Here is a 23429-nt window from a genome sequence, read left to right as displayed (position 1 = left end):
TTTGTCTGATAAGTCTTCGGCGGCCATAGTAGTCGAGGATCTGCGTAAGGACTATGGTCGAATAAAGGCCTTAAGAGGCGTAAGCTTTAGGGTAGAGTCCGGGGAGCTCTTTGCCCTTTTGGGGCCCAACGGGGCTGGCAAGACCACCACTATTCGTATCCTTACCGGCCTGACCAGGGCCACCTCGGGTCAGGCCTTTATTGAAGGGGTTTCGGTCTTTGAACAATCCCTAAAACTCAAGCGTCTCATTGGCCTGGTGCCCCAGGCTACCAATCTTGATTTGGAGCTCACCGTAGCGGAAAATCTTTTCATCCACGGTCTTCTTTACCAGCTGAAGCTGCCAGAGATTAAGAAGCGCACCCGGGAAGTCCTAGACTATATTGAGCTCTGGCCCCGGGCCCGTAGCAAGGTAAAGACCCTCTCCGGGGGGATGAGACGACGTCTTTTAATTGCTCGGGCCCTACTTCATCGTCCGCAGGTCCTCTTTCTGGATGAGCCCACGGTAGGGCTTGATCCTCACATCAGGCGTCGGCTCTGGTCTCTTATTAAACGCATTCAGCGTCAGGGAACAACCATTCTCCTGACCACTCACTACATTGAAGAGGCGGAGTTTTTGGCTGACAGGGTAGCCTTTATTGATTTGGGTAAGATAATCGTCTGCGATACCCCGGCCAATCTCATGGCCCGTCTGGGCCAGTTTGCCGTGGACTTTACCGATGAGCGAGGCCTTCACACCCGCTATTTTCAAGATCAAGATGCCGCTCAAAAAGAGGCCCTTGTCCTTTCGGGGCAGGGTTATGCAGTCACTATCCGACGGGTCAACCTGGAGGATGCCTTTGTCAGCCTTACCGGGAGGAAGGCGGCGTGAGGGGCTGGGTGGCTGTTTATCTGCGAGAGCTTTTAATCATCAAACATCGTCTCTGGCGTCTTTTGCTCTCTTTCGCCATCTCGCCGACCCTTTATCTTATCGCCTTTGGTCTAGGCATTGGACGAGATGTCCAGGTGGGTGAACGGCCCTATCTGGAGTTTCTTATTCCCGGCCTGGTGGCCATGAGTTCTATGGTGCAGGGGTTTGGTATCAATGTGGAGATAAACGTGGCCCGTTTTTATCTCAAGGTCTTTGAGGAGTTCCAGGCGGCTCCCATTGGCCCTCTGGCCTACGTTTTAGGAGAGGTGGCCACCGGTGTGACCCGATCCCTGATGTCTGTGGCCATTATTCTTCTTATTGCTGTACCGGCGGGAGTTGGTCTTTCCTTGGGAGTCTTTTTTTGGTTGGCAGTGGTCCTCAACTCAACCATCTTTGCTGCCTTGGGAGTGGCCTCGGCCATGCTGATCAAGAGCCATGCCGATCAGGCCTTGGTGACCAACTTTATCATCACCCCCATGGCCTTTCTCGGAGGAACTTTCTTTCCGGTGGAGAACATGCCTCATGTCGTCCAGTTTTTTCTCAAACTTTTGCCGCTTACCCATGCCTCAGCGGCCATTCGCCAGGTGGCCTTAGGAGGAGCCCCTCTTTTGGAAAGTTACTACATCCTGACGGCCCTCTGCCTAGCCAGCCTGGCTTTAGCCTACTGGTCGGTGGATAAGGCCAGAGATTAAAGGAGGATGTCTTGGTAAGGGTAAAGATCTGTGGCATTACACACTTAACCGATGCTCTGGCAGCGGTAGAGGCCGGCGTTCATGCCTTAGGTTTTGTCTTTTTCCCTCGTAGCCCCCGATACATAAGTCCTGATCGGGCCCGAGAGATCGTCTCCAGTCTTCCGCCTTTTGTGACTACAGTGGGAGTTTTTGTAGATGAATCTCCGGGTCACATAAAGGAGATCCTGGACGCCGTGGGTCTTGATCTGGTTCAGCTCCACGGTCAGGAGCCACCTGAAACCTGTAAAGCCCTTTTCCCCAGGGTTATCAAGGCCTTTCGCCTTAAGGGGCCCGAGGATCTGCCTCAGATTGAGGCCTATCGTCAGGTAGTTCGGGCCATTCTTCTGGATACCTATCGCCCGGGTATCCCTGGCGGCACTGGGGAGTGTTTTGACTGGCATCTGGCCTTATCGGCCAAGCCCTTTGGGCTTCCGTTAATTTTAGCCGGAGGGCTTGGTCCGAATAACGTCCGCCGGGCCATAGAAACCGTGGACCCTTATGGTCTTGATGTTAGCTCCGGGGTGGAGATTTCTCCTGGCAGGAAAGACCCTCAGAAGATAAAGGCCCTTATGGCCCAACTTTAGATGGCTATACTCTCTTTTATCTTTTGAAATTCCTGCCAAACTTTGATTATCAGCTGCAGAACTTTCTGGGGGCTGAGGTCAAATTTTTTCACCAAACGGTCATCAAGATGATAACGGAAGCCGTCGGCCCCAATCCCGATCCCCAGCTCTCGAAGAAAGATATCTGAGAGGGCCACCAAAGCCGACAAATCTGATTGGATGAAGAGGTCTGGATCATGATGTTCGCGGATAGCCCGGACGATTTCTTCGGGGAACTCCCAGCGCCGCAAAAGCTCGGAGCCAATGATGGCGTGATCCCCACCTAAGACCTGCCACTCAGCCTCGGTGAAGGACAGCCCCTCCTGGCTCATCTGGATAAGCTCTTCTCGGAAATCATGGACAAACAGATTAAGAACAATCTCGCCGATATCGTGAAGGAGTGCGGCGGTAAAAAGGGTGGCTCGATCGCTGAACCCCACTGCCTCGGCCAGAATCTGGCTGGCTACTGCCGCCCCCATGGAATGATCCCACAGCTCCTCTGGAGAAAGATCGTAGCCTTCTAGGGCCTGATTAAGATAGGGGGCGCTGCAGGAGAGCATGATGATTTTACGGATCTCTTCCTGCCCCAGGAGAGAAAGGGCCACCTCTAAAGAGGTGACCTTCTGGGCAGGCCCGAAATAGGCTGAGTTGCAATACTTGAGGAAATTAGCGGTAATGGCTGGATCGTAGCGGATAACCCTGGCCAACTCGGGAATGGTTGTCTTGGGATCATCCAGCATCTGGAGTACTCGATGAGCTATTTTGGGGAAAACGGGGACAACATCCAGCTTCTCGTAGATAAATTCAAGGATCATACCCTTATTTCTCCCTCACCCTTAAAGACAATGACCGTTTCCCCCTGGTCTATCTTAAGGCGAAGTTCGGAATTAAGGTGGCGGCCAAGGTGGGAATCAATAGGAGAAAATCCGGCCTTTTTAAGGGCTGTGGTTACGGCCTGGGCGTTTATGGCTCCTAAATCTAGGGCCTTGGGGGCGGAGAAGAAGCGTCCGGCTCCAGCCAGAACTATTCGCAGCTCCTTTAGGCTTGAGCCGGCTTCTTTAAGGAGAGAGAAAAGTTTTTTGAGGCCCGTATCTATAAAAAGCCCTTCCGGCCCTGGAGCCAGTGAGGCGGTAGGAGCAAGGGCGTGAAGAAGCCCCCCAACCTTTGCCTGAACATCATAGACGGCCACGGCCACTCCGGCCCCGATTGAAGGAGCCACCAAGATGTCTTCCTTTTCTTTACTTACGGCGATTTTACCTTTGGTGACCAGAATACGCCTCATGGCCCCTCCTTAGTCCTTATAGAAACTTATCGGCCGGCGGGCCACCTTCTAAAAAGTTACTTCCTCTTATTTTAAACCCTCTTCGGGTAAGAGTCGGTCAAGGCCGCCCATATAAGGCCTTAAGGCCTCTGGGACAATGACACTGCCATCGGCCTGTTGATAATTTTCTAAAATAGCCACTACGGTTCGGCCTACCGCCAGCCCGGAGCCATTTAGGGTGTGAACATATTGGGGTTTACTCTTCTTGTTTGAAGGCCGAAAGCGAATATTGGCCCGCCGGGCCTGAAAGTCCTCGAAGTTGCTACAGGAGGAGATCTCGCAGAAACGATTCTGGCCGGGGAGCCAAACTTCGATGTCATAGGTCTTACTGGCGGCAAAACCCAGATCGCCGGTACAAAGGATCACCACCCGGTAAGGCAGCCCCAAGAGCTGAAGAACTTCTTCGGCGTCAAGGAGGAGGGATTCCAGTTCCTCGTAGGAATGGTCTGGGTGGGCGAACTTTACCAATTCCACCTTATTGAATTGATGCTGACGAACAATTCCTCGAACGTCTCGTCCATGAGATCCGGCCTCGGCCCGGAAACACGGAGTGTAAGCGGTATAATAAAGAGGTAGAGCCTCTTCGGGAAGAATTTCATCCCGGTGAAGGTTTGTTACCGGGACCTCGGCGGTGGGCACTAAATAGTAGTCCCAACCCTCCAGTTTGAATAAGTCCTCTGCAAATTTGGGAAGTTGTCCGGTACCCCGCATGGAGTCAGCGTTGACAATAAAAGGTGGTAGAACCTCTCGATAACCGTGACGGGTGATGTGGAGATCGAGCATGAAGTTGATTAGGGCCCTTTCCAGCCGGGCTCCAGCACCCCTGTAGACCACAAATCGGGAGCCGGTGATCTTGGCCGCCCGCTCAAAGTCAAGAATTCCTAAAGCCTCGCCGATCTCCCAATGGGGTTTGGGTTGAAAGTCTGGAGGCTGAATATCTCCCCAACGCTTGACTACCTGGTTGTCTTCTTCGTCGTTTCCTGGGGGCACAGAATCATGAGGCAGATTGGGAATGGAGAGAAGACGGTCTCGAAGCTCTTTCTCTACCCTGGCGAGTTCCTCCTCTAAGGTCTTCATCCGGCCGGCCATCTCCTTTACCTGGGCCACCAACTCTGGAGCCTCCCGGCCCTGTCTTTTGGCTTGACCTACAGCCTGAGAGAGCTCGTTTCTCTTGGCCCTTAGGGCCTCCAGCTCCTTCAGGATCTCTCTCCGTCGACGATCGAGTTCCAGAATTCGATCAATGGGGTACTCTCCTCCTCGCAGAGCTAATCGGTTCTTAACCAGATCCGAATTTTCTCGGATAAAGCGCAGATCAAGCACGACGACCTCCTTCTTAAAGGGATTTTTCGCCCTTTGGGAGCTCCGTCTCTGACGGGCAAGTGATAGCAGATCCTTCCATGAGTTTCTGGTGGCTTCAAGCCCACTTTATGCTTTCTTGACAGCAAAAGCGGGACTATTATAGAGTTTCATTCTACAAAACTTCAAGGAAGATCCTCTGAGAGCCTGATGCCCACAAGCCTTTTAATGACCGAGAAGGAAATGTCCCGGGCTCTGTCCCGGATGGCCCATCAGATCATTGAGCGCAACAAAGGTTGTCAAGATTTGGTACTCATTGGCATCCGTACCGGAGGGGTTCCTTTGGCCTCCAGGCTTCAGGAGAAGATCCAGGAGATCGAGGGGCGACAGGTTCCCCTGGGCATCTTAGATATCACCCTTTATCGCGACGATTGGAGTCTGGCTGTTCAGCAACCAGTGGTTCGAGAGACTAAAATCCCCTTTCCGGTGGATAATAAAACCGTCATTCTGGTAGATGATGTCATCTTTACCGGTCGGACAGTCCGGGCAGCCCTGGATGCCCTTACCGACTTTGGCCGCCCTCGCCGAATTGAACTGGCTGTCCTGGTGGATAGGGGGCATCGAGAGTTGCCCATTCAACCAGATTACGTTGGCCTGACAGTAACCACCCTACCCGATGAACATGTCAATGTCCGGCTTCGAGAGATAGACGGCCAGGATGAGGTTGTCCTGGAGAGGCCTTCTTGATGCCCGATCATGTCCCGTCTGACCGAGATATCTTTGGTTGGCAAACTACGGACCAGGTGGTTGGGCAAAAGGATACTCTTTTTTAAAGAGTTACCCTCTACCCAAGACATTGCCCATCGTCTTCTCCGTTATGGGGAACTTTCGGGAACGGTGGTTTGGGCTGATCGTCAATCCTCCGGTCGAGGCCGCCTGGGACGATCCTGGTTTTCTCCCCCCCATCGGGGGCTCTATTTCTCCTTTCTTCTGAAGGACATCCCCGAGGAGGACCTGCCCCGTTATGGTCTGGCTACCGCTTTAGGAGTGGCCCGGGCCCTTGAGTCCCTGGTGGGTGTTCCCGTTCACCTCAAGTGGCCCAACGATATTCTCCTTCAGGGGCGTAAACTGGTGGGTATCCTGGTGGAGGCTGGAGCCGGGGGAGCGGTGATCGGCATCGGGATCAATGTCTCCCACCGCCGTCAGGAGCTTCCAGAAGAGATTCGTAAAAAGGCCACTTCCATTCTGGAGGCTACCGGCCTTAAGCCCTCTCGGGCCCGGCTCCTACGCCATATCCTGGAGGCCCTAGAGCCCCTTTATGAGGGCCTTCCTCATGAAAGATGGTCCGAGATCCTTACCGAGTGGCGCCAGCGGGATATAACTTATGGCGCTCGGGTAATCTTGGTCTCCGGGGGGCGGCGTCATAAGGGAGTGGCCCTGGGGCCGGACGAGGAGGGGTTTTTGGTTTTTAAGGAGCCTTTAGGGAAACTACGCCGCCTTCATTCAGGAGAGATTCTCCTTTGGGAGGCTTATGCCCGCCGCTAGGCCGAAGATTCTCATTACTATGGGGTGTCCGGCCGGTATTGGTCCGGAGATCGTCCTCAAGGCCCTGGGGCATCCGGAGGTCTACGACTGGTGTCGTCCAGAAGTGGTAGGCGATGAACTCCTGCTTAAAGAGACGGCCAAGAGGCTTGGTCTTCCCTGGCCTTCGGTACCCATTCATTCTCTGACCAATCTAAAGGGAGTTCGTCCGGGTCGTCCCTCGGCCGCAACCGGACAGGCCAGTTATCTTTACGTCACCTGGGCGGCTAGAGCCTGTCTTCAGGGAGAGGCCGAGGCCATGGTTACCGCTCCTATCAGCAAATGGGCCCTCAGCTTGGCCGGAGTTAAGGAGCCGGGGCATACAGAGATCCTGGCCCGCCTGACAGGTTGCACCCGTTTCGCTATGATGATGGCCGGCGAGCGCCTCCGGGTGGTTCTGGCTACCATTCATCTGGCCCTCTCTCAGGTGCCTCAGACCTTGTCTCTGGAGGGCTTGGGGGAGACTATTTGTCTGGCTTATGAAGCCCTTAGGAGGGATTTCGCTATAGATCATCCCCGCTTGGCCGTGGCCGCCCTTAATCCCCATGCCGGAGAAGAGGGGCTTTTTGGCGATGAAGAGAAGCGTATTATCCAGCCGGCTATTGAGCTGGCCCGGGCCAAAGGGATTGAGGCCTCGGGCCCTTATCCGGCCGATAGCCTCTTTTACCGGGCAGCCCAGGGAGAGTTTGATCTGGTGGTGGCCATGTATCACGATCAGGGGCTCATTCCCTTCAAACTCCTCCATTTTCGTGACGGGGTAAACATAACCATCGGACTGCCCCTTATTCGTACCTCCGTGGACCACGGTACGGCCTATGACCTGGCTGGCTCCGGTCAGGCAGATGAATCAAGCCTTCTGGCGGCCATAAAGCTGGCGGCAATAGCCGCCAGGAACCGGGGCCGTGATGTTTATGGCCAAGATACGTCTTTTCAAGGTTAGACAGCACAATCTCAAGGGCTTTGACCTGGAAATCCCCCGGGAGGCCGTGGTGGTTATCTGTGGCCCTTCTGGCAGCGGGAAGTCTTCCCTGGCCGTGGATGTTCTCTATGCCGAAGGAAGACGGCGCTACCTTGAGGCCCTCGGCCTTTCTCGGGAGGCGGAATTCCGAGAACTTGAGCCTCCGGATATGGAGTCTGCAGAGGGAATTCCGGCCCCGGTGGTTGTGACCCAGGGAGTCCCCTCCGGGGGGCGGCGCTCCACCGTAGGAACAATTAGCGGACTCTATGATCTCTTGCGACATATTTTTGTCTGGGCGGGAACCGCCCGCTGTCTTACCTGTGGTCAGGACCTTCTCCGAATGACTATCGACGAAATGGTGGCCGAGGTTCTGCGGTTGCCTTCGGGGACGAAGCTAGAGATTCTGGCCCCCCTAAAGGTGCAGGGAGATCTGAAGACTTTGGCCCGAGGGCTTTTGAGGGAAGGTTATCCGCGGATTCGGGTGGGGGAGGAGCTTTATGATCTCTCTGAAGAGCTTCCCTCTGATCTTAAGACCCGGGAGTTCCGGGTGATCATTGATCGCCTGGTCATCAAGGAGGGAGTAAAGACCAGACTGGCAGAATCTTTGCGTCTGTCCCTAGAAATTTCACAAGGATTTGTAGAAATTTTGCCTCTGAATAAGCGGCCTTTATATCTGAGCAGTCGTTGGACCTGTCCCCGCTGTCTGAGCCCCTTTCCAGAGGTGCTTCCGGCCCTTTTCTCCTTTAACCAAGCCTACGGGGCCTGCCCCAGATGTAAGGGTTTGGGGCTGGAGGGCCAGGATGTCTGCCCTCTTTGTCAGGGAAGACGTCTTTCACCAGCGGCCCTTTCAGTCTATCTGGGATCCAAAAATATCATTCAATGGACCAGCCTCCCCCTTTCAACTTTGGTTGAATCTCTCTCCAAGACCCTTCCAGAAATAAAAGGGGAAGTGCGCCGAGAGGTCACCAGGCGGTTGATCCAGGTCCTGGACAGACGGCTGGCCCCTTTTGTTGCTGTAGGCCTGGGCTATCTCTCTCTCCTGAGACCCCTTGACCAGCTCTCTCGGGGTGAGCTTGGACGCCTTAAGCTGGCCTCAGCCCTGGGGGAACAGCTGGCGGGAGCTCTTTTTATTCTGGATGAACCCACCGTAGGCCTTTCGTCCAAAGAGCAGGCGACTCTCCTCGAGCTTATCAAAAGTCTTAAGGCCTCAGGAAACACCATAGTAGTGGTGGAGCATGAGCCATCTTTCATAGAGGCTGCAGACTGGGTTATCGAGCTGGGCCCCGGGGCCGGAGATCAGGGAGGAGAGCTTTTATACAGTGGCCCCCCTCAGGGCCTTAAGGATCACCCCGGCTCCCCTACGGGTAAAATCCTTCGGGACGGTCTTCTCTTGCCACCACTTCCCAGGTCGGCCTCCAAACAAAGCCTCTCTTTTTCGGGAGTCATCCATCGCAATCTCAAGAGGCTTTCTGTAGAACTTCCTATGGGAGCCCTGACGGCGGTGGTGGGACCATCAGGGGCCGGGAAGACGGCCCTTCTTGAGGCCATTGCTGAATCCCTTAAGACCGGAAACTATCTGGGCCCACCAGGCCTTAAGGGAATTCTGGTTGATCAAGCCCTTAAGGATGTCTCCCGCAGTTCTTTGCCGGTGACCTATATCGGGGCCTTTGATGAGATTCGACGTCTTTTTGCTCATCTGCCGGAGGCCAGGATGAGGGGCTACCGGCCGGGGCATTTCAGTCTTTCGGTTAAAGGTGGGCGTTGTGAGGCCTGTAAAGGGTTGGGCTATCAGGAGGTGGCTTTGGCCTTTATGCCTCCGGTGCGTTTAGTTTGCAGTGTCTGCCAAGGACGGCGTTTTAGTGGGGAAATCCTTGAGGTTCGTTATCGGGGGCTCTCTATCGCTGAGGTCCTGGATCTTTCGGCCACTCAGGCCGTCTCCTTCTTTGCCCGGGTGCCAGCTATCTGCGAAAAGGTCCGTCTGTTGGAGAGAGTTGGTCTTGGTTACCTAAGGCTCGGGCAGCCGCTTAACACCCTCTCTGGAGGAGAAAGGCAGCGCCTTAAGCTGGCCCGTTATCTAAAAGAAGCCAAGCCAGAACAGGTCCTCCTTCTGGATGAACCTAGTGCAGGTCTCCATCCCCAGGACCTGATTCCACTCCTTAAAGTCTTTGGCGAACTCCTGGAGGCCGGAACCACCCTCGTTTTAGCTGAGCATGATCAATTCCTCATTGATCAGGCCCACTATATTATAGAGCTTGGCCCCGGAGCAGGTGAACAGGGGGGTAAGCTGCTTAAGGTTCAGTCCTCTTCTATTTGAGTGGCCAGCATATCTAGAAAGAGGGTCAGATCTACGTTTTCCACCTGGATTTTTGCCGGAAGGTGAAGGGTGACCGGAGCAAAGTTGAGAATAGCTCTGATCCCCGCCCGGACAAGGTCTTCGGCTACCTGCTGAGCCACCTCTGGAGGGGTGGTAATGATGGCCATTTCGGCCTGGTGTTGATCGACAACATAATCCATCTGCTCTAAGGGGTAGATCATCACCCGATTTATCATCCGGCCGATTCTGTCTGGCCGAACATCAAAGGCGGCCACAAAACGGTAGTGGCTGTGGTTAGCTCCCCAGAAACGCAAGAGGGCTGTTCCCAGCTTCCCGACTCCGGCCAAAACCACCCGCCTTTCCTTATTCAGTCGGAGGATCCTTTCCAGGGCCACCAGAAGATCCTCAACCTGATAACCCAAACCTTTGATTCCGAAATGGCCAAAGTAGGCCAGATCTTTTCGAATCTGAGCCGGTGAGACCCCGCAGGCTTTGGCCAATTCCTCTGAGGAAACAAGCCTTTTTCGCTCTCCTTGCAGTCGCCGGAGCTCCCGAACATAGAGGCAGAGACGATAGAGGGCTATTTTGGAGATATGTAGACGTCTTGGAGTCATATAAATAAAAAGAGCTGCAGAACTTTCTCAGCCCTGCAGCTCTTTATTTTAGACGGGCTAATCTTCTTTAGCCAAGTCCCAGGGTGCTCAGGAACTTCGGCAGAACAGGGTTGGCGTAGAGGAGGATAAGGGCCACAACCAGAGCATAAATGGTCAGCGACTCGATGAGAGCCAGACCAAGGATCATGGTTACGGTGATCTTACCGCCGACCTCCGGATTGCGGGCAATACCCTCCGTGGCGCCACGGATACCATGACCCATGCCCACACCGCAGCCACAACCAGCCAGCCCGACACCCAGGCCAGCGCCCAGGCAGATGGCGGCAAAGAAACCAAAGCCAGTCCACATCTTCTCAGCGCCTTCGGCGGCAAAAGCCATAGAAGAAAGAACCAGGACAAAGAGAGCAGCTAAAGCCAGAGTCTTAAAACCTTTCATCTCTATCTACCTCCCAGAATTTTTTATCTCTATCCGATACTGAAAGGGGCGCTCCCAGCATCGGATATCATCAAAAGGTTTAATGGTGTTCCTCCACCGCCCCGGCAAAATAAGCCAGAGAAAGGACGATGAAGACCAGAGCCTGAATAAAGCAGACCAAAACTCCCAGGACCATCACCGGTAGCGGGGCCAGAAAGGGCCCGGCCAACATAACCAAGATCCCCAGGAGAATCTCCTTGGAGACCAGGTTACCAAAGAGTCGGAAGGAGAGAGAGAGGATTCGACCAATATGGCTGAAGATCTCTATGGGGATCATCATGGGGGCAATCCAGATAATGGGCCCCATAAAACTCTTGAGATATCCCAGGCCATGAAATCTGAAACCCAAAAAGTGATAGTAAACAATGGTAATCAGAGTGCAGCCCAGGGTGACATTAAGGTTGGCCGTGGGAGACATAAAACCGGGAATCAGGCCGATAAGGTTGGCTGTAAGTATATAAAGAAAGAAAGTGGCAATAAGGGGAAAGGTCATCCGAAAGACTTCTTCGTTAGGGAGGTTATCCCGGGAGAAGTCTCGGAGGGCCTCAACAATAAATTCGAAGAAATTCTGCTTGCCTCTGGGGATAAGCTCCAGCTTGGCCGTACCCCACTTGCCAATGATGATCAAAAAAAGACAGGTAAAGTAGCTATAAACCATGTAAGGGGCTAACAGCTTGGCCAAAACGGTATTACCGCCATAGGCTGGCAGACCAAGCTTGTCCAGGATGAGCGAGAGAAACAGTATCGGATGTTCCATGATTGGTTACCCCTCCTTAGTTTTTAGAACTAATCCTCTGGTGGCCTCTGAAAGGGCCACAATGAGGATATTGATGACCACTACTGAAAGCCCCAAAAGCAGGGCTACGGGATGGGCAATCTTTCGGGAGACGAGAAAGTAAAGAATGACGGCGGTAGCCATCAGCCGGAGCCCATACTTCAGATAGTAAGAGCCGGGCCTTTGGGCCCGAAGCTTTATGACAAAATGGCGGATATCCCGGTGGAGGGAGTGAAAATTAAGATTGCTGATTATTCCTCCAAAGAGGAGCCCCAAGACAATCGACCGAGGATAGGAGAGAAGAACCCCGGCCAAGGCCAGGGAAAGGGTTAACGTCCAGTTAGCTATATGGAGCCGGCGGATAAAACGCTCATTCATCTCCAGACGGAAGATCACTCTTTAAACCTCCTTTTGGTCATTACAAAAAGATTTTTGAACCCGCCAATGGCTCCCAGTATGAGAAATATGGTCGTTAACCATGGATATGTTCGTCCGTCAAAGACCTTGTTATCCAGAAAGTAGCCAAAGGCCAAGCCAGCAAGGATAGAACCAATGACAGCTATCCCTATGCCCAGGGCCTCTCCCAGAAGCCCGAACATCCAGCGAAATGTCCCGGGCTCCTTCTTCTTGGAGATGACTTCCTCCTCCCATATTACTTCTCCCAAAACTCAACCACCCATAGCACAGGCAAACTTACTGAGTCAATATTCATTTTGACAATCATTGACGGCTGAGTTTTGGAAAATTTTCATTTGTCTGGATTATATCAGCCCCTTAAGGACCTTAGCCGCGGCGTTTAATGTCTCGTCTATCTCTTCCCGGCCATGGGCCAGAGAGATAAAGGCCGCCTCAAACTGAGATGGAGCCAGGTAGATTCCCTCGGCCAGCATAGCTCGCCAGTAGCGTCCATAGAGTTTGGTATCAGAGCTGGCGGCGGTGTTAAAATCTACTACCTCCTGATTGGTGAAGAAAAGGGTCATCATGGAGCCCACCCGATTCATCTTTACCGGCAACGACAGCCCCTTCAGGATTTCGGCCAGCCCCTGAGCCAGGGCCTCCGCTCGGGCCTCCAGGGCCTCGTAAGTGCCCGGTCGGGAGAGGACTTTAAGGGTGGCCAAGCCAGCGGCAGTGGCCAGCGGGTTGCCGGATAAGGTGCCGGCCTGATAAACAGGCCCCTCCGGGGCCACCTGGTTCATGATCTCCTTTTTGCCTCCATAAGCTCCCACCGGTAGCCCGCCCCCGATGATCTTCCCCAGACAGGTAAGATCTGGCTTTACCTGATAAAGTTCCTGAGCCCCGCCCAGGGCCACCCGAAAGCCGGTGATGACTTCATCGAAGATGAGGACAATTCCCCTCTGCTCGGTCCATTCCCGCAATCGGGGAAGAAAATCCTCCCTCGGTGGAACCACTCCCATGTTTCCAGCCACAGGCTCAACGATGACGCAGGCAATCTCATCTCCCTGGGTGTCGAGGACTTCTTTGAGGGTCTTTAGATCATTGTAAGGGATGGAGATGGTATTGGCGACGATTTCCTCCGGGACACCAGGGCTTCCGGGAATCCCTAGGGTAGCCACACCACTTCCGGCCTTCACCAGGAAGGAGTCGGCATGGCCATGATAACAGCCATCAAACTTGACAATCTTTTTCCGGCCAGTATAGCCCCTGGCCAGCCGGATGGCACTCATGGTGGCCTCGGTCCCGGAGTTCACTAGGCGGACCATCTCTATGGAGGGCACCAGCTGGCAGATAAGCTGGGCCAGCTCTACCTCTCTCCAGGTGGGGGCTCCAAAGCTGGTGCCCTCCTGAGCGGCCTCGGTGACGGCAGCGATCACCTCAGGATGGGCATGACCTAAGATGAGAGGCCCCCACGAGGCCACATAATCGATATACTCCCGGCCATCGACATCCCAAATCCGGGCCCCGGCACCCTGGGCGATGAAGACAGGATCTGCCCCTACAGATTTGCAGGCTCGCACCGGGCTGTTGACTCCACCAGGAATATACTCTAGGGCTTTGCTATAAAAGGCCTGGGAGAGCTTGTTCTCCATGGTCTTCCCTCCTCGATATTTCTTCTTGCTTAGAAGAAGTAACGTCTGGTGCTTCTTTTAAACTCTCGTTCCGTAAAGAGAATCTCATAGGTTTTGACCCCGGTCTTCAGGGACATTTCCTGGATTAAGGCCAGACAACTCTCCTCATCTGGCCCATGAACCATGGTGTAGAGGGTGTAAGGCCAGAAGTCTGGGGCCCGCCGGGCATAGCAATGGGTCACGCCGGGGGTTTCAGCCATAAGCTGCCCGACCTCTTCTAGGCGCTCTTCGGGAACCTGCCAGGCCACCATGGCGTTGGCCTTGTAGCCCGAGCGATCATGGCGGATGGTAGCCCCAAAACGTCGGATGAGTCCTCGCTCAAGGAGGCCCTTAATCTTCTTGAGGAATTCTTCTTCCGAGAGTCCAATCTTCTCCGCCAGGGCGGCGAAGGGGCGTTCAACTAAGGGAATATCATCCTGGAGGACAGAGAGGATCCGGATGTCTGAAGGATCAAGGTTTGGCGTTTTTTTCTCTGTAGTCATAGCTTGCCGAGGATCATAGCTATTCCTATGAGGATAAACAAGATTCCGGCGCCTATCTTAACCATGTTAAAAGGGATTACCTGGCCGATTAGGCCTCCCAGCAGAACCCCTAAAAGGCTGGAGAGAACAAGGGCTGAGGAGGCAGCTAAAAAGATGGTCCAGCGGCGGTGGTCGGCGGCGCTTAGGCTCATGGTGGCCAGTTGGGTTTTATCTCCCAATTCGGCCAAAAATATAGCCACAAAGACAGAAATAAAGAGCCTAAGGTCCATAAAGTCCTCCATTTTCTACAATAGCCTGCCATAGACGCCGGTCAGCCGGGGCCAAATCCAAGGAGGAGATCTCTTCCGGCTCGACCCAGGAGAGCTTTTGCCCCTCTAGGGAGCGGGGGGTTCCCTGGCGAATCTCGGATAGAAACCCAAAGAGGCGAATCCGCCCCTCCGGGTAGTCGTGATCAACTACTCCCAGGAGATGGCCCACATTGATTTCCACCCCCAGCTCCTCGCGGATCTCTCGGGAAAGGGCCTCTTTGAGATCTTCGCCTGATTCTACCTTGCCTCCAGGAAACTCCCAGAGACCACCACGGATTTTCTCTGGCGGACGGCGGCACAGGAGCAGGCCCCGTTCCGGGTCTTTAATAATAGCGGCTACCACCTCAACCATGGCCTTCATGGTCCTGCCATTGTGGCCGAGGAGGGGGCCAAAATCAAGGGGCTCTTTAAAGAGCTCGGTTGCCTCCTTTCTCGGGCATTGTTACACTCATCTATTTCATAGGAGAGAGGAATGGCCAGGGACAAGTGGCAGCGCCTGGAGGAGGCCCGAAGAGTGCTGGGGCTTCCAGAGAAGGCGACCATTTTAGAGATTAAGGAGCAGTATCGTCGTCTGAGCCTGGAGACCCATCCAGATCATCAGGGCGATGCTGTTCGCCAACAGCGTCTCAATCAGGCCTATCGCCTCCTGATGGATTATTGTGAACGATACCGGATCACTCTGACCCCTAACGAAGACGGGGCGGACCCTGAGGATTGGTGGTTCCTGCACTTTGGTCAGGATCCTATCTGGAGCGGAGATAAGGGAAAGGAGTAACCATGCTCATTGTCCAGAAGTTTGGGGGAACATCCGTAGGGGACATAGAGCGAATTCGGAATGTGGCCCGAAGGGTGGCCGGCTACAAAGATAAAGGCCACGATCTGGTCGTTGTGGTTTCGGCCATGGCCGGGGAGACGGATCGTCTTCTTTCCCTGGCCCAGGCCCTGACTCCGGATCCCGATCCCCGGGAGCTTGATGTCCTGGTCTCTACCGGAGAACAGGTTTCGGTAGCCCTTTTGGCCATGGCCTTAAAGGCCATGGGTTATCCGGCCAAGTCCTATCTGGGCCATCAGGTTCAAATCCACACCGATTCTCTCTTCGGTCGGGCCCGGATTGTCGGCATTGATACCCAGCGGCTCCAGGCTGATCTGGCCCGGGGAGAGGTAGTCATCGTGGCTGGATTCCAGGGAGTTACCGAGGCGGGGGATATCACCACCTTGGGGCGAGGGGGTTCAGACACCACGGCTGTAGCCTTGGCAGCGGCCCTTAAGGCTGATCTTTGCGAGATATTCACAGATGTCGAAGGGGTTTTTACCGCCGATCCTCACATTGTCTCCAACGCCCGGAAAATTCCCCGGGTCTCATACGAAGAGATGCTGGAGCTGGCCAGTTTGGGGGCTAAGGTCTTAGAGATTCGTTCGGTGGGATTCGCCATGCGCTATGGGGTCCCCTTGCATGTTCGTTCCAGTTTTTCTGAAGAGCCGGGGACCATGGTCGTGGAGGAGGATGAAGAGATGGAAAAGGTTCTGGTTTCTGGAGTGACTTACAACCGCAATGAGGCTCGAATTACCCTCTACCGTGTCCCTGATCGGCCGGGGATAGCGGCCAAACTCTTTGGCGCCCTTTCGGAGTCCGGAATAGTGGTGGACATGATCCTTCAGAACGTCAAGAGAGATGGTGCTTATACGGACCTTACCTTTACTGTGCCCCGGACAGATTACTCCCGGGCCATGGAGATCGTAAGACAGGTGGCCGAAGAGATTGGGGCCGAAGGGGTTTCGGGTGAGACGGAGATCGCCAAGGTGTCCATCGTGGGGGTAGGGATGCGCACCCAGCCCGGGGTGGCCAGCAAGATGTTTGAGACCCTGGCCCGTTATGGAATAAACATCATGATGATTTCCACCTCCGAGATTAAAATATCTTGCGTGATAGAAGAGAAATTTACCGAGCTGGCCGTAAGGGCCCTCCACGATGCCTTTGGGCTCGGAGAGGATAGCCACCCTCGAGAGGAGGGTCTTTAGGCCGGGAGGAAGGGATATGGGAGAGAAAGACAAAGCTTACGTTGAGATCTATGACACCACCCTTCGGGATGGGACGCAGGCCGAAGACGTCAATCTTTCGGTAGAGGATAAAATTCAGGTAGCTCTCAAGCTTGATGAGCTGGGGATTGACTACATTGAAGGTGGCTGGCCGGGGTCTAATCCCAAAGATGTCCAGTTTTTCCGGGAGATTCGCAATTATCATCTGGGTTGGGCCAAGATAGCGGCCTTCGGTTCCACCCACATGGCCAAGTACCGGGCCGAGGAGGATCCCAACCTGCGGGCCCTCATTGAGGCCCAGACTCCGGTGATCACCATCTTTGGTAAGACCTGGGATGTTCACGTTCGGGATGCCTTGAGGATTACCCTGGAGAGAAACCTGGAGCTTATTCGAGACTCCCTGGCCTATCTTCGCCCCCATGCAGAGAGGCTTTTCTATGACGCCGAACACTTCTTTGATGGCTTTAAGGCTAATTCGGACTATGCCCTGGCCACCCTGAAGAAGGCCATAGAGGGCGGGGCTGACTGTCTGGTCCTCTGCGATACCAATGGTGGCACTCTGCCCCAGGAGATTGCGGAGATCATCAAAGAAGTCCGCTCCCGTCTAGGAAAAGATATCTCCCTGGGCATTCATGCCCACAACGACTCTGACACGGCGGTGGCCAACTCTCTTATGGCTGTCTCTGTAGGGGCCCGCCATGTCCAGGGGACCATAAACGGCTTTGGGGAGCGTTGTGGAAACGCCAATCTTTGCTCCATTATTCCCGGGCTGGTCCTTAAAATGGGATTTAAGTGTAAGGCCGGAGAGCCGGAGAGGTTGCGTCGGCTGACCGAGGTCTCCCGATTTGTCTTTGAAATCGCCAATCTTCCCCATAACAAGTATCTGCCCTACGTAGGGCGGAGTGCCTTTGCCCATAAAGGCGGAGTCCACGTAAGTGCTGTCTCCCGCAATCCGGAGACTTACGAGCACATACGTCCAGAACTGGTAGGCAACAGCCAACGGATTCTTATTTCCGATCTGGCCGGAAAGAGCAATGTTCTCTATAAGGCCAGGCAGTTTGGTATCTCCCTTTCGGCTGAGGATCCGGTGGTCAAGGAGATAGTTGTTCGCCTCAAGGAGAGGGAGAACGAAGGCTACCAATATGAGGCGGCTGAGGCCAGTTTTGAGCTCCTCATGCGTCGGATCGTCGAGGGGCGCAAAGAGACTTTTGGCTTTTTTGATCTTATCAGCTTTCGAGTCCTGGATGTAAAGCGTCTGGAGGATGAAAGGAGTCTGGTAGAGGCTACGGTTAGGCTTAAAGTCCGCGGAGAAGAGGAGCACACCGCCGCCGTGGGTAATGGTCCGGTGAATGCCCTGGATAACGCCGTGCGCAAGGCTCTCTTGGCCTTTTATCCTGAGCTTGCGGATATGGAGCTTGAAGATTACAAGGTTCGGGTCCTGGCTGGCGAGCCGGGGACGGCCGCCAAGGTACGGGTGCTTATCCAGTCCAAAGACGGCGAAGATCGCTGGGGTACCGTGGGAGTCTCCCACGATATTATAGAAGCCTCTTGGCAGGCCCTGGTGGATGCCATCATCTATAAGCTTCTTAAGAGCCGGAGAAAGCGCCTTGAGGCCGCCTAGGAAATGCTTTTATCTGGCCTTGATCCTGGGCTTGCTTGTTCTCGGCCTAGGAGCCTTGAGACCTCTGGGGCGGCCATTTTACTACCACCAGCTTCCGCTCTTTGTTCCCCAGACCGAGGCCCAACGCCTTTTATGTTTTCAGCCTCTTTCCCTGAATCGGGCCCGGGAGGAGGAGCTGGTTCTTGTGCCGGGAATCGGCCCCTCTTTAGCTCGGGCCATCGTCTCTTTGAGGCAAAAGGAGGGGCGAATAGATTCCCTCTCTCGCCTCAAAGACATAAAGGGAATTGGCCCTAAAAAGCTGGCTCGCCTTGAATCCTATCTTAAGGTGCCTTAATTTTTGGCCGCCTGCTAAAGAAGCTTTTAAGGAGTTTAATTCCCATGACCGAATCCCCTCAATCCTTTTCCATCTCGGAGTTTCCTGAAGGTTTCCGTTCGGGATACGTGGCCATTATTGGAGCCCCTAACGTGGGCAAATCTACATTACTCAACCAGTATCTTGGTCAAAAAGTAGCCATCTGTACCCCCAAGCCCCAGACCACCCGACATCAAATCCGGGGAGTTTTAAGTGGTCCTGACTTCCAGATTGTCTTTGTGGATACTCCAGGTATCCATGAATCCAAAATCTTGGCTAATCAGGCCATGGTTGAGGCGGCGGTAAGGGCCATTGAGGAGGTCGATGTTGTCCTCATGGTGGTTGATGTAGCCAAGCGGGAGCCCAGGCTGGAGGACCAGATCATCAAGTTACTTTACCGGACCAAGAAGCCCGCCGTTTTGGCCCTCAACAAGATAGACCAAATCAAAAAAAGCGAGCTCCTTCCGATGATAGAGGCCTTCTCCAAGGCCTATGCCTTCTCGGCCATCGTGCCTATCTCTGCCCTTAAGGGAGATGGCCTTTCGGAGCTTCTTCAGGAGATTGTTAAACTACTTCCAGAAGGGCCCCCATTCTACGATGCCGAGACCTTTACCGATCAGACAGAGCGCCAGCTGGCGGCAGAGATTGTGAGGGAAAAGATTTTTCTGCTTACCGGTCAGGAAATCCCCTACGCCACCGCGGTAACCATCGAAGACTGGGAGGAGGTTCCCGAAAAAAACCTCGTTCGGATAAGGGCCACGGTCTTTGTGGAGCGAGATTCCCAGAAGGGAATCATCATCGGCAAAGGAGGACAGATGCTCAAAAAGATAGGCCAACTGGCCCGGGAGGAGCTGGAATTTCTTCTAGGGCGGAAGGTCTATCTCGATCTCTGGGTCAAGGTGCTTCGTGATTGGCGACGCGACCCTAAGGCCCTGAAGCGTCTGGGGCTCAGCTAGGTGTGTCTTTTTTACCACGCCCGTGGCAAAAAGACACACCCTCTCTGCGACCTCTGGTCCGGCCTGCCTAATAAATGTCGTTAAATTAACAACTTACGCCTCCTGGATGTCTTGGCATAATATCTGCTTTTTTAAGGGAGAGATTTTGCCGGAGGCGCTTTATGTGGCATTTTCAACACACTCTAAAAAGAGAGGTTTCGGCTGCGGGGGTTGGTCTTCATACCGGAGAGCTTGTCCGTCTAAGGTTGCGTCCGGCAGAGCCGAATCAGGGCGTGGTCTTTGTTCGGGTAGATGTTGATCCCCCCAGGGTGATTCCGGCCAGAGTGGATTACGTTGTCCACACCGAGCTTAGCACGGTCATTGGTGTGGGAGAGGCTACGGTGGCCACCATTGAGCATCTCATGGCCGCCCTGGCCGGTATGGGGGTGGATAATGTTATCGTGGAGATCGATGGGCCGGAGGTTCCGGCCATGGACGGTAGTGCCAAGGCCTTTGTTCATCTGATCCGCCAGGCCGGTCTAAGACGACAGCGCTTTCGGCGTCGCTTCATCAAGGTCAGCCGTCCTTTTAGCTTGGAGGAAGATGGTAAGAAGGTGGCCTTTCTGCCGGCCTCAGATTTAGAGCTTGAGGTTCTTATAGATTTTCCCCACCAGGCCATTGGCCAGCAGTCTTATGTGCGCCGGCTTTCCCGGCAACGCTTTATAGAAGAGCTCGCCCCGGCCCGGACTTTTGGCTTCCTCCATGAGATCGAATATCTCCGCCGCAATGGCTATGCTCGGGGAGGGTCTCTGGACAACGCCATAGTCCTCACCCGAGAGGGTGTCCTTAATCAGGGAGGCTTGCGCTTTGATGACGAATTTGTTCGCCACAAGGCCCTGGATCTACTGGGAGACCTTTACCTTCTTGGTTTCCCTCTGATGGGTCGGGTGGTGGCCGAGAAGACGGGCCATGGTCTTCATCTCAAGGCGATCAGGGCCTTAAGGGCTCAGGAGTCGGCCTGGCGCCTTGTTCCTGAGCTTGGAGAGTCCTTCTCCTGTTCTCGAGTTTCCTCTCTGGCTGCAGCCCAGGCTTGAATAAGGTTCGCCCCCCAAGTAGAATGCCCGGTTGATTAACCGCTTTTTTTAGCGGTCAGGAGGTTATCTGGCCGTGGGGGCGTAACCGTGAAGTCGGGTTTTCCTCTAAAAAGAGGCTATAGGTGGCTCTTTTTTTCACTTCTGCTTTTCCTGCTGGCTACACCTGTTAATGCCTTAATAATTTCCGATCTTACGGTAGCCAATTCTAGGAACTATGTCCTGGCCTACTTTTCTCTTAATGATATTCCCTATCAAAAGGTAGAAGAGGCCTTAAGACACGGTATTCCGGTGCGTTTTCGCTTCCAGGTGGAGCTTTTTGAGCTTCGCCGTCTGCGTCCTGATCGTAAGCTTCTCATTCAGGAGGTCACCAGGATTATTTATTTTGATCACCTGAAAAACGTCTATCTCATTCATTATCCGGGGACCACCCATCCCATTGACCAGACCCAGGAGCTTAAGGAGGCCATCAAGATGGCCACGGAGATCAACGACCTGCCTCTTATTCCCGTCCAGCAGCTTCGCTCCGGAAAGCGCTATCGTTTAAGGGTGAGGGGCTTCTTGGAGAAAATGGCCACACCTTCGCTTCCCTCCAGACTGGTAGGGGTTCTTTTTTTTCGCAAGGAAAGTCAGGCCACCGATTGGGTGAGTATCAAGTTTAGGCTTTAAGAATGGCCGCCACTAAAGACGAGATTATCTCTCGAGAGCAGGCTGAGGCGAAGAGAAGAAGGCGCGAGAAGATCATTATTCTGGTGGCCCTGGTTCTGGTAGGAATCCTTACCCTGGTGGAATCCCGCCTGCTTTCTATGGAGGTGGAGCTTCCCCTCGGGGGAAATGTCTTCATCTTTGCCCTTATAAACATCAATGTTCTCCTGCTTCTTCTGGTCATATTCCTTGTGGTCCGCAATGTGGTCAAGCTCATCTTTGAGAATAAGCGCAACATTCTTGGAGCCAAGCTAAAAACCAAAATGGTGGTGGCCTTTGTCTTTCTCTCCCTTATCCCCACTATCCTGCTCTTTTTTGTCTCTCTTCAGTTTGTCTCCACCAGCTTAGACTACTGGTTTTCTTCCCGCCTGGATCGTTCTCTTCAGGAGGCCCTTTCCCTGGGTAAGGCCTTTTATGCGGAAACCCAGGAAAGACTGGCTGACTATGCTCGAGGTCTGGCCATCGGGCTGGCTCAATATGATTTTTCTGATGCCAGTCTCCTTGAAGAGTATGTGAGACACAAACGTCTGGAGTATCGCTTTGACACCTTAGAGCTTTTTACCCCCTCTCTTCAGCCTTTGGCGACCAGTCGGGTCCAAGAGCTGGAGATGGATCCTCCCGGGCCATTCCCCCCTTCTCTTTTGGCCAAGGCCTTAAAGGGGGAGACCGTGACCGAGACCAGCCGGATTCGCCAGGGGCTTCTTATCCGGGTGGCCGTGCCCGTCTATCGGGAAGGGCGTCCGGAGGCGGTTCTGGTGGCCGGTCTCCTTCTTGACCCCAACCTGGGCCAGCTCATGGAGGACATTAACCGGGGCTACGAGACTTACCGACAGCTCAAATTTCTTAAACAGCCTATTAAGGCCAGTCTGATAATCACCCTGGCCCTGGTGACCCTCCTGATTGTTCTGGTGGCCGTATGGTTCGGTTTTCGCTTTGCCCGGGGAATTACAGAACCTGTTCAGGCCTTGGCCGAAGCCACCCACCGGGTGGCTGGAGGAGATCTGGACTTTACCCTAGAGGTTTCGGCCCAGGACGAGTTGGCCTCGCTGGTGGCTGCCTTCAACAGTATGACCCGGGACCTCAAAGAGAGTAAACTCCTGGCTGAAGAGGCCACCCGAGCCCTTCAGAAGAGCCATCAGGAGCTGGCCCGGCGTCATTCTTATATCGAAACCATTCTTCGCAACGTGGCGGCCGGGGTTATCTCGATAGATGCTCAAGGCCGGGTGACCACGGTCAATCGCTTTGCCGAGGAGTTTCTGGAGGTATCTGGGGGGGAGCTGGTCGGCAGGCCCTGGCGGGATGTCCTCCCTGATGAATTGAGAGAGCAGGCCGAGGCCTTTTTGGAGAAGGCCCGTCAGAGTCCCCGGGGTTCGGCCCAGCAGACTTTCCGTCTCCTTCTTCGCGGGCGGGAGATATATATCCTGGCCACCTTGACCATCCTGAAGGATGAAAGCGGTCAGGAGGTCGGGGCGGTCCTGGTCTTTGATGATCTTACTGAAAAAGAGAAGATCCAGCGGATAGCTGCCTGGCGGGAGGTGGCCCGACGGATAGCCCATGAGGTTAAGAACCCCCTTACCCCTATTCAGCTTTCTGCCCAGCGGCTTAGGCGACGCTATCTTCAAAAGCTTGGTCCCGAGGAGGGGGAAGTCCTTGATCGGTGTACCAAGACCATTGAAAAACAGGTTGAAGAATTGCGTCGTCTGGTAAATGAGTTCTCTTCATTTGCTCGAATGCCAGCCTCCCGACCGGCTCTGCATGATCTGGTTCAGGTGGTTGAGGAGGTTCTCTCCCTGTATAGCGAGGCCCATCGAGAATTTTCCTTTAATCTGAAGGCCCCTTCCCGCCCCCCGGTCTTTCTCTTTGATCGAGATCAGATCAAACGGGCCCTGATAAACCTTCTTGATAATGCTGTGGCCTCCATGCCTCAAGGAGGCGAGATTCAGGTGGAGATTGTCACCGAGTCAGATTGGGTTCGTTTGGTGGTGGCCGATACTGGCCCCGGTGTCTCTCCGGAAGACAAGGCCCGGCTCTTTGAACCCTATTTTTCTCGTAAGAAGGGAGGCACCGGCTTAGGGTTGGCCATTGTCAACTCTATTGTTACGGAACACAATGGAAAGGTCTGGGTGGAGGATAACCTTCCCCGCGGGGCCCGTTTTGTTATAGAGCTTCCCTTGAGAGGGGAGTAGTCTGCCTGGTCAAGGGAGAAGGGGTTTGGTAGTTTTACCTAATCTATGAAA

At 54.0% G+C, this 23429-nt stretch carries 27 protein-coding genes; 15 read left to right on the top strand and 12 right to left on the bottom strand.

The annotated features are described in order from the left end of the window. Position 1 precedes the first annotated feature (1 nt). Genes G4V39_RS06090 through G4V39_RS06080 form a run of 3 tightly spaced genes read left to right on the top strand, consistent with a single transcriptional unit; the run spans position 2 to position 2222 of the window. A complete protein-coding gene (locus G4V39_RS06090) occupies positions 2–868 on the top strand; it encodes an ABC transporter ATP-binding protein (RefSeq protein ID WP_166032075.1) in 867 nt (288 codons plus the stop codon). Next, the gene (locus tag G4V39_RS06085) at positions 865–1599 is read left to right on the top strand and encodes an ABC transporter permease (RefSeq protein WP_166032074.1); all 735 of its coding nucleotides are present in this window, start codon (positions 865–867) and stop codon (positions 1597–1599) included. Before G4V39_RS06090 ends, G4V39_RS06085 begins: the two co-directional genes overlap by 4 nt. An 11-nt stretch (positions 1600–1610) precedes the next feature. Further along, the gene (locus tag G4V39_RS06080; RefSeq protein ID WP_166032073.1) at positions 1611–2222 is read left to right on the top strand and encodes a phosphoribosylanthranilate isomerase; all 612 of its coding nucleotides are present in this window, start codon (positions 1611–1613) and stop codon (positions 2220–2222) included. On the opposite strand, the gene G4V39_RS06075 is transcribed toward G4V39_RS06080, so the two are convergent. From G4V39_RS06075 to serS, 3 genes are all read right to left on the bottom strand, one after another. Further along, on the bottom strand, positions 2219–3055 hold the full coding sequence (locus G4V39_RS06075) for an HDOD domain-containing protein (protein ID WP_166032072.1): 837 nt from the start codon (positions 3053–3055) through the stop codon (positions 2219–2221). The genes G4V39_RS06080 and G4V39_RS06075 overlap by 4 nt on opposite strands. Beyond that, positions 3052–3522, bottom strand: coding sequence for a chemotaxis protein CheD (locus G4V39_RS06070; RefSeq protein WP_166032071.1), 471 nt, complete (start codon positions 3520–3522; stop codon positions 3052–3054). Before G4V39_RS06070 ends, G4V39_RS06075 begins: the two co-directional genes overlap by 4 nt. Before the next feature lie 66 nt (positions 3523–3588). Next, the gene (serS, locus tag G4V39_RS06065) at positions 3589–4881 is read right to left on the bottom strand and encodes a serine--tRNA ligase (protein ID WP_166032070.1); all 1293 of its coding nucleotides are present in this window, start codon (positions 4879–4881) and stop codon (positions 3589–3591) included. Between the two features lie 186 nt (positions 4882–5067). Between serS and pyrR the strand changes: the two genes are divergently transcribed. From pyrR to G4V39_RS06045, 4 genes are read left to right on the top strand one after another with little or no spacing between them, the layout of a single operon-like run. Next, a complete protein-coding gene (pyrR, locus tag G4V39_RS06060; RefSeq protein WP_281347282.1) occupies positions 5068–5604 on the top strand; it encodes a bifunctional pyr operon transcriptional regulator/uracil phosphoribosyltransferase PyrR in 537 nt (178 codons plus the stop codon). A 9-nt stretch (positions 5605–5613) separates the two neighbouring features. Then, positions 5614–6402: a biotin--[acetyl-CoA-carboxylase] ligase gene (locus G4V39_RS06055; protein WP_166032069.1), complete on the top strand. Its 789-nt coding sequence runs from the start codon at positions 5614–5616 to the stop codon at positions 6400–6402. Continuing rightward, positions 6389–7378: a 4-hydroxythreonine-4-phosphate dehydrogenase PdxA gene (gene pdxA / locus G4V39_RS06050; protein ID WP_166032068.1), complete on the top strand. Its 990-nt coding sequence runs from the start codon at positions 6389–6391 to the stop codon at positions 7376–7378. Before G4V39_RS06055 ends, pdxA begins: the two co-directional genes overlap by 14 nt. Further along, positions 7350–9710 carry an ATP-binding cassette domain-containing protein gene (locus G4V39_RS06045; RefSeq protein ID WP_166032067.1) on the top strand — a complete coding sequence of 787 codons (2361 nt, stop codon included), beginning with the start codon at positions 7350–7352 and terminating at the stop codon, positions 9708–9710. Before pdxA ends, G4V39_RS06045 begins: the two co-directional genes overlap by 29 nt. Here the strand turns inward: G4V39_RS06045 and G4V39_RS06040 are convergent. The 9 genes from G4V39_RS06040 to G4V39_RS06000 form a co-directional block, all read right to left on the bottom strand. Continuing rightward, a complete protein-coding gene (locus G4V39_RS06040; protein ID WP_166032066.1) occupies positions 9692–10324 on the bottom strand; it encodes a redox-sensing transcriptional repressor Rex in 633 nt (210 codons plus the stop codon). The two genes, G4V39_RS06045 and G4V39_RS06040, sit on opposite strands and share 19 nt — an antisense overlap. 67 nt (positions 10325–10391) lie before the next feature. Then, positions 10392–10760 carry an ATP synthase F0 subunit C gene (gene atpE, locus G4V39_RS06035; protein ID WP_166032065.1) on the bottom strand — a complete coding sequence of 123 codons (369 nt, stop codon included), beginning with the start codon at positions 10758–10760 and terminating at the stop codon, positions 10392–10394. Positions 10761–10839: 79 nt separating this feature from the next. Beyond that, a complete protein-coding gene (gene atpB / locus G4V39_RS06030; RefSeq protein ID WP_166032064.1) occupies positions 10840–11556 on the bottom strand; it encodes a F0F1 ATP synthase subunit A in 717 nt (238 codons plus the stop codon). A gap of 6 nt (positions 11557–11562) precedes the next feature. Beyond that, positions 11563–11970, bottom strand: a complete 408-nt coding sequence (locus G4V39_RS06025; protein ID WP_166032063.1) for an ATP synthase subunit I — start codon at positions 11968–11970, stop codon at positions 11563–11565. Then, entirely contained in the window at positions 11967–12239 is a 273-nt protein-coding gene (locus tag G4V39_RS06020; RefSeq protein ID WP_210412017.1) for an AtpZ/AtpI family protein, read from the bottom strand. The genes G4V39_RS06025 and G4V39_RS06020 overlap by 4 nt, the downstream gene beginning before the upstream one ends. A 96-nt stretch (positions 12240–12335) precedes the next feature. Further along, positions 12336–13622 (bottom strand): glutamate-1-semialdehyde 2,1-aminomutase, encoded by a 1287-nt coding sequence (gene hemL, locus G4V39_RS06015; protein ID WP_166032062.1) that lies wholly within the window; start codon positions 13620–13622, stop codon positions 12336–12338. A gap of 29 nt (positions 13623–13651) precedes the next feature. After that, positions 13652–14143 carry a siroheme decarboxylase subunit beta gene (gene ahbB / locus G4V39_RS06010; protein WP_166032061.1) on the bottom strand — a complete coding sequence of 164 codons (492 nt, stop codon included), beginning with the start codon at positions 14141–14143 and terminating at the stop codon, positions 13652–13654. After that, the gene (locus G4V39_RS06005; RefSeq protein ID WP_166032060.1) at positions 14140–14412 is read right to left on the bottom strand and encodes a TMEM165/GDT1 family protein; all 273 of its coding nucleotides are present in this window, start codon (positions 14410–14412) and stop codon (positions 14140–14142) included. The genes ahbB and G4V39_RS06005 overlap by 4 nt, the downstream gene beginning before the upstream one ends. Then, complete coding sequence (locus G4V39_RS06000; protein WP_166032059.1) at positions 14402–14812, bottom strand: (deoxy)nucleoside triphosphate pyrophosphohydrolase; 411 nt, start codon at positions 14810–14812, stop codon at positions 14402–14404. Before G4V39_RS06000 ends, G4V39_RS06005 begins: the two co-directional genes overlap by 11 nt. Before the next feature lie 111 nt (positions 14813–14923). Here G4V39_RS06000 and G4V39_RS05995 point away from each other — a divergent pair, with 111 nt between their 5' ends. The 8 genes from G4V39_RS05995 (at position 14924) to G4V39_RS05960 (ending at position 23378) form a co-directional block, all read left to right on the top strand. Then, positions 14924–15226 carry a J domain-containing protein gene (locus G4V39_RS05995; protein WP_166032058.1) on the top strand — a complete coding sequence of 101 codons (303 nt, stop codon included), beginning with the start codon at positions 14924–14926 and terminating at the stop codon, positions 15224–15226. Between the two features lie 2 nt (positions 15227–15228). Further along, the gene (locus G4V39_RS05990) at positions 15229–16470 is read left to right on the top strand and encodes an aspartate kinase (protein ID WP_166032057.1); all 1242 of its coding nucleotides are present in this window, start codon (positions 15229–15231) and stop codon (positions 16468–16470) included. 16 nt (positions 16471–16486) lie between these two features. Further along, positions 16487–18109, top strand: a complete 1623-nt coding sequence (cimA, locus tag G4V39_RS05985) for a citramalate synthase (protein WP_166032056.1) — start codon at positions 16487–16489, stop codon at positions 18107–18109. Between the two features lie 31 nt (positions 18110–18140). Further along, on the top strand, positions 18141–18443 hold the full coding sequence (locus G4V39_RS05980) for a ComEA family DNA-binding protein (protein WP_166032055.1): 303 nt from the start codon (positions 18141–18143) through the stop codon (positions 18441–18443). 44 nt (positions 18444–18487) lie between these two features. Continuing rightward, complete coding sequence (gene era, locus G4V39_RS05975; RefSeq protein ID WP_166032054.1) at positions 18488–19417, top strand: GTPase Era; 930 nt, start codon at positions 18488–18490, stop codon at positions 19415–19417. Positions 19418–19578: 161 nt separating this feature from the next. After that, positions 19579–20490: a UDP-3-O-acyl-N-acetylglucosamine deacetylase gene (gene lpxC / locus G4V39_RS05970; protein ID WP_166032053.1), complete on the top strand. Its 912-nt coding sequence runs from the start codon at positions 19579–19581 to the stop codon at positions 20488–20490. A gap of 87 nt (positions 20491–20577) precedes the next feature. Beyond that, a complete protein-coding gene (locus G4V39_RS05965) occupies positions 20578–21156 on the top strand; it encodes a DUF4390 domain-containing protein (protein WP_166032052.1) in 579 nt (192 codons plus the stop codon). 2 nt (positions 21157–21158) lie between these two features. Continuing rightward, positions 21159–23378 (top strand): ATP-binding protein, encoded by a 2220-nt coding sequence (locus G4V39_RS05960; RefSeq protein ID WP_166032051.1) that lies wholly within the window; start codon positions 21159–21161, stop codon positions 23376–23378. Positions 23379–23429: the final 51 nt, after the last annotated feature.

The organism is Thermosulfuriphilus ammonigenes (assembly GCF_011207455.1).
Taxonomy (GTDB): domain Bacteria; phylum Desulfobacterota; class Thermodesulfobacteria; order Thermodesulfobacteriales; family ST65; genus Thermosulfuriphilus; species Thermosulfuriphilus ammonigenes.
The sequence above is the reverse complement of the archived record's forward strand: the minus strand, read 5'-3'. Positions and strand labels throughout refer to the sequence as shown.

Excerpts from the sequence above, each read along its gene's own strand:
- G4V39_RS06075 (WP_166032072.1), bottom strand. The coding sequence starts at position 3,055 with ATGATCCTTGAATTTATCTACGAGAAGCTGGATGTTGTCCCCGTTTTC.
- G4V39_RS06070 (WP_166032071.1), bottom strand. The coding sequence starts at position 3,522 with ATGAGGCGTATTCTGGTCACCAAAGGTAAAATCGCCGTAAGTAAAGAA.
- pyrR (WP_281347282.1), top strand. The coding sequence starts at position 5,068 with ATGCCCACAAGCCTTTTAATGACCGAGAAGGAAATGTCCCGGGCTCTG.
- G4V39_RS06055 (WP_166032069.1), top strand. The coding sequence starts at position 5,614 with ATGTCCCGTCTGACCGAGATATCTTTGGTTGGCAAACTACGGACCAGG.
- pdxA (WP_166032068.1), top strand. The coding sequence starts at position 6,389 with ATGCCCGCCGCTAGGCCGAAGATTCTCATTACTATGGGGTGTCCGGCC.
- G4V39_RS06045 (WP_166032067.1), top strand. The coding sequence starts at position 7,350 with ATGGCCAAGATACGTCTTTTCAAGGTTAGACAGCACAATCTCAAGGGC.
- G4V39_RS06040 (WP_166032066.1), bottom strand. The coding sequence starts at position 10,324 with ATGACTCCAAGACGTCTACATATCTCCAAAATAGCCCTCTATCGTCTC.
- atpE (WP_166032065.1), bottom strand. The coding sequence starts at position 10,760 with ATGAAAGGTTTTAAGACTCTGGCTTTAGCTGCTCTCTTTGTCCTGGTT.
- atpB (WP_166032064.1), bottom strand. The coding sequence starts at position 11,556 with ATGGAACATCCGATACTGTTTCTCTCGCTCATCCTGGACAAGCTTGGT.
- hemL (WP_166032062.1), bottom strand. The coding sequence starts at position 13,622 with ATGGAGAACAAGCTCTCCCAGGCCTTTTATAGCAAAGCCCTAGAGTAT.
- ahbB (WP_166032061.1), bottom strand. The coding sequence starts at position 14,143 with ATGACTACAGAGAAAAAAACGCCAAACCTTGATCCTTCAGACATCCGG.
- G4V39_RS06005 (WP_166032060.1), bottom strand. The coding sequence starts at position 14,412 with ATGGACCTTAGGCTCTTTATTTCTGTCTTTGTGGCTATATTTTTGGCC.
- G4V39_RS06000 (WP_166032059.1), bottom strand. The coding sequence starts at position 14,812 with ATGAAGGCCATGGTTGAGGTGGTAGCCGCTATTATTAAAGACCCGGAA.
- G4V39_RS05995 (WP_166032058.1), top strand. The coding sequence starts at position 14,924 with ATGGCCAGGGACAAGTGGCAGCGCCTGGAGGAGGCCCGAAGAGTGCTG.
- G4V39_RS05990 (WP_166032057.1), top strand. The coding sequence starts at position 15,229 with ATGCTCATTGTCCAGAAGTTTGGGGGAACATCCGTAGGGGACATAGAG.
- cimA (WP_166032056.1), top strand. The coding sequence starts at position 16,487 with ATGGGAGAGAAAGACAAAGCTTACGTTGAGATCTATGACACCACCCTT.
- era (WP_166032054.1), top strand. The coding sequence starts at position 18,488 with ATGACCGAATCCCCTCAATCCTTTTCCATCTCGGAGTTTCCTGAAGGT.
- lpxC (WP_166032053.1), top strand. The coding sequence starts at position 19,579 with ATGTGGCATTTTCAACACACTCTAAAAAGAGAGGTTTCGGCTGCGGGG.
- G4V39_RS05960 (WP_166032051.1), top strand. The coding sequence starts at position 21,159 with ATGGCCGCCACTAAAGACGAGATTATCTCTCGAGAGCAGGCTGAGGCG.